The following is a 12,902-nucleotide window of genomic DNA, read 5'->3' on the forward strand; positions in this document are numbered from 1 at the left end:
GTACGCACCGGTAAAGACACACTCCACCTGAAGTCTCGTTATGTATACGGGCTTAGAGTCCATCTTATGTAAATAAACCAGTAAACTTGACTTTTCTGTCCATTACATACGATATATACTTATATCACCTAAGAGTAGAACTTTAGAATCAGATATAATTAAATTTAAGCAAAAATATGTTTGGTAATTTATCTCAGGATTCAAGGAGAGATTCCAGTGAACCGGAATTTATTTTGGGACCGTCCCCATGACAGCGATTTCGTAATGCTCTCAGCCTCACATCTCATTGCCCTGTCTGTGATTGCCCTGTGCTGCCTGATGCTCTTCGCAGCCCGCTTCGCACTGCGCCGGCATTCCGGCCTGCGGCTATTCGTACGCCTGCTGCTGATCCTGCTGCTGGCCGCTTCCGAGACAGGCCTGCATGTCTGGTATCTCTCTCAGGATAGCTGGAGCCGCAGCTCCTCCCTGCCGCTGGAACTATGCGGGATTACCCTGCTCTTATCCATAATCATGCTGCTCACACGCAGCAGGCTGCTGTACAGCTTTCTTTATTTTGCCGGGATCGGCGGTGCATTCATCGCTCTGCTTACGCCTAATCTGGTCTATCCGTTCCCGCATTTCCGCTTCCTGCTGTTCTTCATCGCCCACGGTTCGATTATTCTCGCGTCCCTGTATATGACCTGGGTGGAAGGATACAGGCCTACCTGGCGGTCGCTGCTGTTCACTATGCTCTGCCTGAACCTTGTCGCCGCCTGTGTGTATGCCGCCAACGTACTGCTGGACTCCAACTATATGTTCCTGATGCGCAAGCCCAGCACCTTCTCGGTGCTCGATTATTTCGGCCCTTATCCCTACTATCTGCTGGTGGAAGAAGGCTTCGCCTTGGTCATCTTCCTCCTGATGTTTCTGATTTTCTTCAAGCTGCCGGAGCTGTACACCGCCCGCCGCGCCCACGCAGGGAGAAGAACCTTGTAGAGTTGGTTGTCCCGCTTCACGCCTACCTCCAGCGATACCAGAGGAATTAGCACCCAAAAAAGCACCCGGCTGGATAACCCAGCCGGGTGCTTTGGCGATACCGAGGAGAGAATAAATCTCCCCTTCGGCCTCTATAGCTTACTTGTATTATACTTCTACAACTTCAACGGTCACCATCTTGTCGCGGCCTTTGAAGGCGTCAACCTGGTCCATACCTTCAACCACTTTGCCGAATACAGTGTGTACTCCGTCCAGGTGAGGCTGTGGAGCATAAGCGATATAGAACTGGCTTCCGCCTGTGTTCTTGCCGGCATGGGCCATAGCCAGGGAGCCGCGCTCATGCTTGTTAGGGTTGATCTCACAGTTGATGGTGTATCCCGGGCCGCCGGCGCCGGTTCCGTTAGGGCAGCCGCCTTGTGCTACGAAGCCAGGGATGACACGGTGGAACAACAATCCGTTGTAGAAACCGTCTTTAGCCAGCTTCTCAAAGTTTGCTACTGTATTAGGCGCATCCTGATCGAACAAATCAATCAGTACCACGCCGCCGTTTTCGAGTGTAATTTTCGCTTGCTTAGCCATATGTAAATGACCCCTTTCGAAATGACAGATGTAGAACACTTTTATTAGTTTACTATGAAACGGGTCACAAAGCAAAGCAAGCGGGAAGTCTTCCCGCTTGCGGCTATAGGACTGCCCCTGCGGGCTTATTTGGCAACGGCCTGTTTGGCAATACGTGCAGGTACAAGGTCATTGGCCACGATATCCTGATGGGTCTCGCGGCGCACAACCAGATCACTCTGCCCGTTCTGTACGAACACTACCGCCGGACGGCGGATGCGGTTATAGTTGCTGGCCATGGAGTAATTGTAGGCGCCTGTGCAGGCAACAGCCAGCAAATCGCCGCTCTCCACCTTGGGCAGCTCTACATCCCAGATAAGCATATCTCCGCTCTCGCAGCACTTGCCGGCAATGGATACAGTCTCCTCGTTCGGCTCCGTCGCACGGCTCGCCAGCAGCGCTTCGTACTTGGATTCATACAAGGCCGGACGCGGATTATCCGTCATGCCGCCATCGACGGCTACATATTTGCGTACACCCGGGATCTCCTTGCTGGTCCCCACCGTATACAGGGTCGTTCCGGCATCGCCTACGATGCTCCGGCCCGGCTCCACCCAGATCTGCGGCAGCGCATCGCCAATGCCGGTGAAGTACGTCTTCACTGCCTCTGTAATCGCTGCGACATATTCCGACACTTCCAGCGGTGTATCGCCATCCACATAACGGATTCCGAAGCCGCCGCCCAGGTTGACTACAGGGAAGCTGATCCCCAGCTCTTCCTTGACTTTACGCGTGAATTCAGCGATCCGTTCAATGGCAAGCTGGAAGCCCTCAGTCTCAAAAATCTGCGAACCGATATGGGAGTGAACCCCCAGCAGGTTCAGATTGGCCTGGCTGTCTGCCTGTCTGACCGCTTCACTCGCCGAACCGTTGCCGATATCGAAGCCGAATTTGGAATCGGTCTGTCCCGTAGAAGCATACGCATGATGGGCATGGGCTTCCACCCCAGGTGTGACGCGCAGCAGAATGTCGACGGTCACTTCCTTGCGGGCAGCAATGGCCTGCAGCAGACGGAGTTCTACCAGATTATCGACGACAAAGCAGCCGATCCCCGCATCAATGGCCATTTCAATCTCATCCGGTGTCTTGTTGTTGCCGTGGAAGTGAATGCGTTCTGCCGGGAATCCGGCTTGCAGTGCGGTGTACAGCTCTCCATCGGAAACGACGTCCAGCGACAGCCCTTCCTCATCGGCCAGACGGCACATAGCCATCGTTGAAAAAGCTTTGCTGGCGTATGCCACCTGGAAGCCAAGACCCGACGCGGTAAATGCCTCCATGTATTCACGGCAACGGCGACGGACTAATTGCTCGTCCACTATATATAGCGGTGTACCGTACTCCGCTTTCAATTCTGTTACATCACATCCGCCGATCTCCAAATGTCCTGCATCGTTAATTCGGCTCGTCCCGTGTAAAAACATTGCGCAATCCTCCAGTTTCTGTGGAATGATCTGTTCCACCCTGTCTATTATATGTTTTGGAGCCCCGCAGCGTTCCTGAAAAAGGTCTCCAGAAATGAGATCCGGCTTATTACGGGGCTATTAAGTATATTCAGTATAACAGACAATGGGAACTCCATAGAATGGACTAATTTGCAGTTGTTTTGTATTTTCCTACGACTTGTGCTCATCTTCCTTGACAGGAGCCATACGGGTATTATCCCTTGTTTTGTTAAAGGATGGCCTTGTTTTGGAGCTGAGCACCGGCTGGCGCAGGAGAATTTCAGCCATGGCCTTTGCATTAAACGGTATAAACGGCCACATATAAGGAGAATTGTAGGAGCGGTGAGTGGTCAGCAGCACCACCAGCAGCGTCGTCCCGATCATGAAGCCGGGAATGCCAAAAGCAGCCACCGCGAGCAGCAGCCCCAGACGGACAATCCGGTTGGCCAGCCCCAGCTCATAGCTCGGTGTTGCGAACATCCCTATCGAAGCTACCGCCATGTAGAGCACCACTTCGTTCACGAACAATCCGGTCTGTACAGCGATATCACCGACCAGGATCGCTGCAATGAGCCCCATCGCGGAACCGAGCGGAGTCGGGGTATGCACCGCAGCCATCCGCAGCAGATCCACCCCCAGCTCAACGATCAGAAACTGGGCAATGAGCGGGAGGTTAGCCGACTTTTGCGGACCGATAAAGTCCAGCATGGGCGGCTTAAGCTCCGGATGAAGAACCATCAGCATCCATAGCGGAAGCAGGAACATCGAGGCAAAGATACCCAGGAAACGTACCCAGCGCAGATAACTTCCCATAAAAGGGGTCTGGCGGTTCTCTTCCGCATGCTGGCAGAGATCGAAGAAGGTTGTCGGCAGAACCATAACACTCGGAGAGGTATCGACAAAAACAACCACCCGCCCCTCCAGCAGATGGGAGGCCACAATATCCGGCCGTTCCGAATAGCGGACCAGCGGATAAGGGTTCCAGCCGCCGCCGACAATGGCCTCCTCAAGCTGCTTGTCCGCCAGGGGAATGCCGTCGAGATTGACGCTTTTCAGCTTATCGGTCACCGCCTGCACCTGGGTTTTGTCCACAATATCGTCGATATAGGCTAAGCAGACATCCGTCCGCGTCCGCCGTCCAATCTGGTGCATCTCCAGCTTCAGCCCGGGGTCGCGGATACGTCTCCGGACCAGGGCGATATTGCTCAGCAGTGTCTCCGTGAAGCCGTCTCTTGCTCCGCGGACCACCCGTTCAATCGTCGGTTCATCCGGGCTCCGGGAGGGATACGAACGGGTATCCATGATGATGACCTGCGTCTCCCCTTCAATGAAGAACACGCTCATGCCGGATAACACTTTGTTGATGCTCTCGCTGAGCAGCTCGCCTTTCTCAACCTGGACATGGGGAATATACTCGCTCATGAAGCTGGCGAACACATCGGTCGATAGATTATCCGGGGTCAAATAAGTCAGGCGCTTCAGAATTTCATCAATAATCGTGTCCTTGGCGAACCCGCTGATGCAGAGCAGCGCCGCACGGCGGCCGGCAAACGACATTTCCCTGAAGACGATATCAAAAGAGGAGCCTAGGCCCATGACCTCGGTCAGCGTTCTGTGGTTATCCTCCAGCACCGGCGAGATTTTGTCATGGCCCTGCCAGTACTTAATGGACTCCTCCAGAGAGTCGGACCGTTCATTGTCCCGTTTCTGCTGCAATAGATCCTGGGACTTGCTTGCGGAATCCGCGCCCCGTTTGGATTCGGCCTTCTTCGGGGCCGGCTTCTCCGGCTGCCTTGGCTGGCTGTTACGCTCCAGCTCGTCCTCTTCATTCTCCGGCTCTTCCTCATCATCCCCGAATAATCTGGCAAAAAAGCCTTTGTGGCTCTTGTCCTCCGTCTGCGCGCCCAGCTCATCCGAGGCTTCCGTATCCTGTTCCTGGTCTCCGGGAGCGGCAGAATCCCCAGAGTTATCTGCAGCCTGCTGCGAATCGTCTGCCGCTTGGCCTTCAGACCCGGCTTCAGCGGAATCTTCCTGCTGCTGACCGGACTTGCCCAGCTCATCTCCGGCTTCCAACTCCTGATGCTGTCCGTCCTCATTCCCGGAGCCGTTCCCAGCCTCTTCCTGCGCCCCGGCGTCATCTCCAAACAGACTGCTGAAGAACCCTTTGACACCTCCGCCGGACGCTGCCTGATCGTCATTACTTCCGGCAGCGTCACCTGTCCCGCTCGCAGCACTGGCCTCATCTTCGGCAGCAGCGTCACCTGTAATTGAGCTGTCCTTCGCGCCTGCGGCATCTGACCGATGTCCGGCGCTTGCCGCACCACCTCCGGCTTTCTTCCCGCCTTCAGCCCGTGCTGCACCAGCCCCACCGCTTCCGTCAGCATCTGTGCTGGCGTAGGCCGTGCTCTCCTCCGCGCCTACGGCATCAGCACTATGCCCCTCGCTCTCCTCGCCACCCACAGCATCAGCGAGATGTCCCTCGCTCTTCTCGCCACCCGCGGCATCTGCCTCATCTCCAGCGCTTGCCGCCCCGTCTCCGGATTCCTCGCCGCCTTCAGCCCTTACTGCATCTGCTCCGGCGCTGCCGGGATCTGACGCAGCATCCAGGCCCGATGGGCTCTCCTGCCCGCCCTCAATCGGGCGGGTCACGGCTTCAAGCTCCGCCGATGCCTCCATCTCCTGACCCCGGCCGCTCTTAGCCACCGGTGAAGGGTCGGCCTGCTCCGGCGCCTGCTCCTGTCTCTTTTCCAGCGCCGGCTTGCCTTGCTGTGAATCCGCCTTCACCTGATCACCGCTATGAATATACCTAACCACCCCGCCGCCTCCTTTTACTGTTGATAGACAAACCAGTCGAACAACGATCCCGCCACCTTGCCGCATACCATCGCCATCAGCAGGCCGAACAACATATGGGTCATATTCAGGCGTTTGGCCAATATAGGCAGGACGTTCAGCACCTCCGTCAGCGCAGCAGCCAGCATGCCGATGAATACTCCGTCGAACAGGCCGACCCCCAGCTCGATGAGAGGCCCCGCCGACATTTTCCAGTTCCAGAAATCACTCATGGTCCCCAGCAGCGAACCCCCGACCATGGCTCCTTCATACCAGTGAACCTTGTCGTAGGAAGAGGTCAGCTGCGCCAGCCGGGGAACCATATCCAGCACGATGAATAACGCGATCACCCCGCCGCCCACAGCAATCCCTCCGGCAATGCCGAGCAGCAGATGAAGTCCGAGCGATAATTGTGCAGTCATGCTCACTCCCCCTGGTTACCGGAGGTGCCGTCTCCGCGCCGCTGTGTTTTTCTGTACTCCTCATTGACTACATATTGGTCGATATTCTTCTGATACAGGAACATCTCCACCTCAAGGGGGGTCGGCTCCTCATTCCATTTCTTTTTGAACAGATGATTGAAAAAAATCACCATCCCAAACCCGATGCCCAGCGAGTAGGCGATCTGAAACACATAAGGATGCTCGTCCCTGCGGCCGGTCAGCATCTCCACAATCCGGATCTGCACCTCCTGCATGCTGACATCGGCATGGAAATTCATAATCGTCAGCGCCGAGCCGAAGAACAGCAGCAGCCACACTAATACGAACAGAGCCAGGGAAGGCTTGCTTGCCGTCGCAGGACCTTCAATCTGTACAATCGTCCGCCCTTCGCCGATCGGCTGAATCTCCGCATGGGGGAACAGCTCATGAATCCGCGGAATGACAGTCATCAGATCAATCAGAATCAGATTGCCGTCACTTTGCTGCGGCTGGATCAGAAGCAGCGAATATAGCGGCTCCCGCCACTCCGGCTCAGTGATCAGATAAGCTACATCACGCAGCATCACCCCATGGCCTTTGGGCACCGTAACCCGGTTCTTAAGCTGGATATAAATGACTGGAGCCGTGTGGTCAGGGTTCATCTGCGGCGCCTCCTCTAGTTAGGGTGTGAAGTAGGTGAAACGGGAAGAATAACGGTAGTATGGGAGAAAAGGCTTATTTTTACTCTTGAAGTCTGCAATTCATCTATACTTTGGGGACAAGCGAAACTTTTTCTGCAACCGGACCGTCTATATTAACAGTTATTTACATAGAGAGGATGGAAGTCCAATGACAAAGACATGGCGTGGTCCGTTACGGATGGTTATTACTGCATCTATGCTTCTGGCGTTCGTATCACCGCTTACCGCACATGCAGCAGAAGAGATTTATGTATACGATTCCTATACCAGCAAGAGCAGCGGTGTCCGGCTGTATTCGGTGAGTCAGGTAGACGGGGACAAGTACATCAATGCAGTCATTGCCCGGCAGCCGGACGGGACGTACGCCAAGTGGCAGGAGCCTTTTCAATATTTCCGGAAGAATGACAAAGGAATGTTGCAGTTAACGGGGAAGGATGATCCGGAGCAAGCTTATATGTACGATACACAGAGCCAGTCCATTGTGCGGCAAAGCGACTACACCCTCTCACCTGACGGCCGCTGGGGGATTCTGGAGCGTTCACGTTACGCGCGGGTTCCGGCTAATACATCAGACACCCTATATGAATACACAGCTAAATTTAATGATCAGTATCTGAGAAATACGGCAACCGGCAAAGTATCCGTCTATCATTCCACCACGAGCTACTATCATGCCTTATGGATTAACCACCATACCCTGCTTGAGAGCGGATATAATGAGGCTGCCAGGCAGAATGTAATCAGCACTTATGACCCGTCCACCGGGAAGCGGCACGAGCTGCTGAAGGGTACCCTGAACAACTGGAACCTGACGAAGGGCATCCTCCAATATGTCAAAAACGAACCAAAACGTCAGCCGTGGATCTACAGCCTGAAGGACGGATCATCACGGCTGGTCAAAGACTCTAGCGAACTAGAAGTCCTGTTCCCTGTCTCTCCATCCCCGAAGCCGGAAGCCTCCTTGCCGCAGGATATGGTGCTGAAGGACCTGCCTGTCATGGAGATGCCCATCACTTTAGCCTATGAATATAATGTGAATCTGGACGGGGCAAGTGTCGATGTATCCACGATATTCTCCAAGGGCGGACAAGACTGGATACCCGTGAAGCCGCTTGCCGCCGCCCTAGGCTGGAAGCTGGAAGTGATGAATATTACCCAGACGGGCGATCCTTCTGCCGCTTACATCTATAAGATTACGAACAACGGCAGAGCTGCGGTTCTTACGCCTGTGAACAGCTTCAATTTGGCCAGCAGGCTGTATATCGCACCGGCGCAGTTGAAGGAGCTCGGCTACAAGAGCATCAAGTTAACGCCTTACTTGAAGTAATAACGCGTTTCACTAGAGCATGAGTGTAATGACTCTATAGACTTACCCCTGTCTCCATAGCAAAAAGAGGATGTTCCCGGACGGCGCGGCCGTATAGGAACATCCTCTTTGTAGTGTGGCAAAGTCCTGGGGTCTGTCCCCTCAGACTGCGGCCATTCGGAATTTAGTTAGGTTTGAGTGTCTCCATCTGGCCCCTCTGCTGGTTGGAGATGAAGAACAGAGCCGTCCAAATTAAGGCGAAGCCAATGATCTGCGGCAGGGTCACGAGCTGGTGATATACTACCCAGTTGATCAGAATCCCTGTCATCGGGAAGCTAAGTTCGGCCAGCGTGGCTACCGAAGCCTTGGTGGTGTTCAGTCCCTTGTAGTAGAGCAGCATACTGAGCAGTCCGGGCAGCAATGCCTGCAGCAGCAGATTAATGGCTACAGCAGCCGAACTGCCGATTCCGCCGGTCATCTGCCACGGGGCGCCCTCCATGCTGGTAATCACGAACAATAACGGCAGCGCAAGAATGAAGCGCAGCGAGGTTACCGTCTCGTATTTCATCGAACCGAGCAGATAACGGCCCATTACCGTGGAGCCGCCCCATAAGGCGGCAGCGCCAAGCGCCATAAGACTGCCTACGCCCATGAAGCTGTTCACATGGCCGAAGGGAATCGTCCAGCCGAAGGTCAGCAGATAGGTTCCGGCCAAGGCAACGATAATCAGCGGTGCGAAGTTACGCGGCAGGCGCTCTTTAAGAATAACAGCGGCAAGACCAATGGCGAACAGGGGCTGAAGCTTTTGCAGCAGCAGCACGGCATTGAAGTCTCCGCTGGATAAAGCCTTGGTGAACAGAATCGTAGCTACGGCTGAGCCGCCCCATGATACAACGAGCAGCGCCGCAGTCTGGCGCAGGCGGACGCCCTTCAGCTCGGCGCGGTTGCGCCAGAGTACCGGAGCGGCCACCAGGAAGAGCACGACATGCTCAAGCAGCACGATCTGGGAGGAGGTCAGCGATTTCAGCAGGATAATCCGGAACAGCGGGTCAACACCCCATAACGCCGCTCCCAGAACCACCAGCCAGAACCCGCTGCGCACCGGTGCGGTGCGGACTCCTTGGGATGAAGCAGATACATTACTCATCGTTCATTCTCCTTGTCGATACAAACCCTCGATAAGAGACCAAAAGCCCCCGTGTCTCCTGGAAACAGGACAAACATCGGGGGCCATTATCAATAAAGACAAACGGAATACACCCGTCGCCTTTATCTTATGATCCTCTCCCATCCGGACTTTACCGTCGGCTCTGGATTGTCACCAGATCAGTCGCTCCTCTTGTGATAGAGTAACGAGTCGCGGGCTTAGTTCGCTTGAACATCACCGCCGGTCAGGAATTTCACCTTACCCCGAGAATCTTGTATTCTGTTATTATTTTCACAACCTCAGGATAACTCCGTTTCTTCATTTCGTCCAGCTTTTTATGAAAAAACATCAGAGTTTTTCATTTCACAATCATTCCAAGAACCATATTCTGCTTCATTTGGCAGAGACGCAGGCTTATTGTAGAATAGATCAGGATTGAATGCATTATCCTTAAGATCACTAATTGGCTTGGAGGTCACTGTGAAAAGATCATTTCTGACTAATCTGCTCTATTCCATTCTTGCCCTGGCCGGAATCGCCATTACCGGCTTCATCGCTTATGTTATCGCTTCATTTACCGGCGGGATGCTCTTCTATGCTCCGCTTGTACTGGTCATTGCTTCTGGACTGGCCTTATTCGCCGTGATCACTATCTTCGGCCTGTTCAGCAGGCGGCTGCGCCTGATCGTCCTGGCCGCTTTTGCCGGAATCTGTGTCCTGGCAGCTGCAGGCCATGAGATCAGAGAGTCTTATGTGAACAGCCTTGCTGAAGTAAGAGAGCCGGAGGTGGACCTGCACCAGTATGCGCCTTTTGAGGTGAATACCAAAGCTGCTGCCCTGGACCATAAGGCATCCTACCAGCTCACAGAGCAAATGCCCCGTCTGGATGGAGCGACTGCGCTGTATCCTCTGTATTCCGCTTTTGCACAGGCCGTGTATCCGCAGGATACCTATAACTCCAGCATCGAGCTTACCGGGAATGATCTCGTCCTGTGTACCAGCACCTCTGAGGCTTATAAGCGGTTGATCGCGGGCAACGCCGATATTATCTTTGCCGCTGCCCCTTCACTCGCCCAGACGAAACAGGCGAAGCTGGCGGGCCGTGAGCTGAAGCTGACCCCGATCGGGCGTGAAGCGTTCGTCTTCTTCGTCAACAAGCGCAATCCGGTGAACACCCTGACGACGGAGCAGATTAAGGATATCTATTCCGGCACCTTGACCAATTGGAAGCAGGTCGGCGGCAAGAAGGCATCCATCCGGGCCTTTCAACGCGAGGAGAATAGCGGCAGCCAGTCTATGCTGGAGCGGATCATGGAGGACCGCCAGCTCATGAATCCCCCGAAGGACAATGTTGCAGACGTTATGAGCGGAATTATCAGCCTCACGGCCAGCTACCGCAATTACAATAATGCGCTGGGCTTCAGCTTCCTGTTCTATGCCTCGCAGATGAATGCCAGCGATGAGATCAAGCTGCTGGAGATTGATAATGTCCCGCCTTCCAAGGAAAGCATCCGCAGCGGTGAATACCCGCTCACTACTGAGTTCTACGCAGTAACGGCAGGAAACACCAACCCGAATATCGAACCGTTCCTGGACTGGATCCAGTCTGCTGAAGGGCAGGAGCTGGTCGAGAAGACAGGGTATACTCCGGTGAAATAACGGACAGAGTACAAATCCCCTCTGCAACAAACAAGTGGAGAAAGGTATCCTAATTTATATGCTTTCCGAAATCGCAAGCAAGCAAGTGGAAAAACAACATTTAATCTTGTTGGTTTGGCCTCATTCGCTTAATTCTGCTTGTTTAAGTGCCATTTATCCATCTGTTATCCCGCCAGAGTTCATTCGTGCATCAGCAAGTGTATAAAATCCATCTAGTATCGGCTTGCATAGCCAATAAGCAGCAGACCCTCCGGGAAGTCTTTTCCGGTGAAGGGGCTGCTGCTTGTGCAAGGTGCTGCTATTCTATCAGGAATGATCACTCACCCTCTGTAATACTCAAAAATCCGTCTGCGCTTCGCTTCGTCCGGATCTTCCACTACATGTGACACCTTATCAAACACCATCGTAGCACGCTTCTCCGGTGTATACTGCGGCCAATCAAGCTCCGGCACAGCCGGATCTCCATGGTGGGCGAAGGCCGTCCAGGCCGCCCTCATCGCTTCCGCGACTTTGGCCATTTCCGGTGTCACACTCAGGCCGTATTGCTTCAGCAGCGGGAGATTATTGAAGACATACAGAATCTCCGCGCCGTGAATGGCCTTCTCCAGCAACGGATGTCCCGGGACCGTCCAATCGAACCGGTACATCCATACGGGAGCATGATCCAGCTGCTTCTCCGCGAACAAAATCGAGCTGGCCCAGAAGAACAGGTCGGTCAGCACCTCCGCCTGCCCTTCCCAGGTATGGCTGTAATCCGAAGTCAGCTCGGAGAGGTCCTCAATACCCATCAGCTGCTCCAGGGATTTGAGGGAACGCTCAAAGCTGTCGCCTCCCTGCCCCTCACGGAAGAACAGATTTCCTTCGTGCAGATTCGTTCCGATCAGTACCGGAATGCCGCTGGCGGCGCCTTCAACAATAGCCTGTGCCGGTTCAACCGGCAGGGTGGCCTGCTCAACTACCGGCTGGAAATACATGCTCATCGAGTCTCCGGACAGCTTATATGCCATCCGGGCTGCAGCTTCCATAATCTCCGCAGCCGGGAGTGTATGCAGCGGCTGCGTGTCACCGCCAGGCTGAAGGCCCAGCTCTGCCAGGAAGGCGGCTGCGATCTGTTCTCCCTGCTGGCTACTTAAGGTCTGTGCCGCCCCGCTCTCCATGATCGCCTGTGAGAAAAGTCCCTTCGCCGCAGGCATCGCCAGCAGTGCGGCAATGCTCATGCTGCCTGCCGACTCTCCGAACACCGTGACGCGCCCCGGATCACCGCCGAATGCGGCAATATTCTGCTGCACCCATTCCAGAGCGGCAATCTGGTCCAGGAGACCCAGATTGGAGCCTAGCCCCGCGCCCAGCGGGGACAGGTGCATGAATCCGAGCGGGCCGAGCCGGTAATTGACCGTAACCAGCACTACCCGACCGCTGGCGGCCATGCAGGTCCCGTCGAACATCGGCTGGCTGCCCGCACCGGTGACGAAGGTGCCCCCATGAATCCAGACCATGACCGGCAAGGCATCCTCCTGCTCTGTTGCCGGGGACCAGACATTGAGGTACAGGCAATCTTCGGAATATACCGGATTGCTGCCGCCAAACCGCGTACTGCTGGTGCTCACCGGCTGTAGGCTGACCGGCCCGAAGGACGTCGCCTCCCGCACCCCTTCCCAGGATTCCGGCGGCTGCGGCCCGCGGAAGCGCAGCTCCCCGACAGGCGGGGCAGCAAACGGGATGCCGCGCCAGACAGTCACTCCGCTGCCCTGTTCCCCCTTCAGTTGCCCATAGGCTGTATCCACCAGTTGTCCTGTCATT

General features: G+C 54.8%; 10 protein-coding genes and 1 riboswitch. Of the genes, 3 read left to right on the top strand and 7 right to left on the bottom strand.

Features of this window, described 5'->3' with window-relative positions; genetic code table 11:
• The first annotated feature begins 216 nt into the window (after positions 1–216).
• Positions 217–975, top strand: a complete 759-nt coding sequence (locus KDC22_RS21210) for a YwaF family protein (RefSeq protein ID WP_246552810.1) — start codon at positions 217–219, stop codon at positions 973–975.
• 147 nt (positions 976–1,122) lie between these two features.
• On the opposite strand, the gene KDC22_RS21215 is transcribed toward KDC22_RS21210, so the two are convergent.
• From KDC22_RS21215 to KDC22_RS21235, 5 genes are all read right to left on the bottom strand, one after another.
• A complete protein-coding gene (locus tag KDC22_RS21215; RefSeq protein WP_173129271.1) occupies positions 1,123–1,554 on the bottom strand; it encodes a peptidylprolyl isomerase in 432 nt (143 codons plus the stop codon).
• A 125-nt stretch (positions 1,555–1,679) separates the two neighbouring features.
• A complete protein-coding gene (gene lysA, locus KDC22_RS21220) occupies positions 1,680–3,014 on the bottom strand; it encodes a diaminopimelate decarboxylase (protein ID WP_173129273.1) in 1,335 nt (444 codons plus the stop codon).
• Positions 3,015–3,206: 192 nt separating this feature from the next.
• On the bottom strand, positions 3,207–4,850 hold the full coding sequence (locus KDC22_RS21225; RefSeq protein WP_246553763.1) for a spore germination protein: 1,644 nt from the start codon (positions 4,848–4,850) through the stop codon (positions 3,207–3,209).
• Between the two features lie 1,013 nt (positions 4,851–5,863).
• Complete coding sequence (locus KDC22_RS21230) at positions 5,864–6,289, bottom strand: stage V sporulation protein AB (protein ID WP_173129276.1); 426 nt, start codon at positions 6,287–6,289, stop codon at positions 5,864–5,866.
• Between the two features lie 2 nt (positions 6,290–6,291).
• Complete coding sequence (locus KDC22_RS21235; protein WP_173129278.1) at positions 6,292–6,951, bottom strand: stage V sporulation protein AA; 660 nt, start codon at positions 6,949–6,951, stop codon at positions 6,292–6,294.
• Between the two features lie 187 nt (positions 6,952–7,138).
• Between KDC22_RS21235 and KDC22_RS21240 the strand changes: the two genes are divergently transcribed.
• Positions 7,139–8,317: a hypothetical protein gene (locus KDC22_RS21240; RefSeq protein ID WP_211720233.1), complete on the top strand. Its 1,179-nt coding sequence runs from the start codon at positions 7,139–7,141 to the stop codon at positions 8,315–8,317.
• 163 nt (positions 8,318–8,480) lie between these two features.
• Here the strand turns inward: KDC22_RS21240 and KDC22_RS21245 are convergent, their stop codons facing one another.
• Complete coding sequence (locus tag KDC22_RS21245; RefSeq protein WP_173129284.1) at positions 8,481–9,443, bottom strand: DMT family transporter; 963 nt, start codon at positions 9,441–9,443, stop codon at positions 8,481–8,483.
• Positions 9,444–9,571: 128 nt separating this feature from the next.
• Positions 9,572–9,718, bottom strand: a riboswitch (FMN riboswitch).
• Between the two features lie 205 nt (positions 9,719–9,923).
• On the opposite strand from KDC22_RS21245, the gene KDC22_RS21250 reads away from it, so the two are divergent.
• Positions 9,924–11,102 carry a PstS family phosphate ABC transporter substrate-binding protein gene (locus tag KDC22_RS21250; protein ID WP_211720234.1) on the top strand — a complete coding sequence of 393 codons (1,179 nt, stop codon included), beginning with the start codon at positions 9,924–9,926 and terminating at the stop codon, positions 11,100–11,102.
• 320 nt (positions 11,103–11,422) lie between these two features.
• On the opposite strand, the gene KDC22_RS21255 is transcribed toward KDC22_RS21250, so the two are convergent.
• Positions 11,423–12,901 (bottom strand): carboxylesterase/lipase family protein, encoded by a 1,479-nt coding sequence (locus KDC22_RS21255; RefSeq protein ID WP_211720235.1) that lies wholly within the window; start codon positions 12,899–12,901, stop codon positions 11,423–11,425.
• Position 12,902: the final 1 nt, after the last annotated feature.

The sequence above is a fragment of the Paenibacillus tritici genome (genome assembly GCF_018207515.1).
GTDB lineage: Bacteria > Bacillota > Bacilli > Paenibacillales > Paenibacillaceae > Paenibacillus_AQ > Paenibacillus_AQ tritici.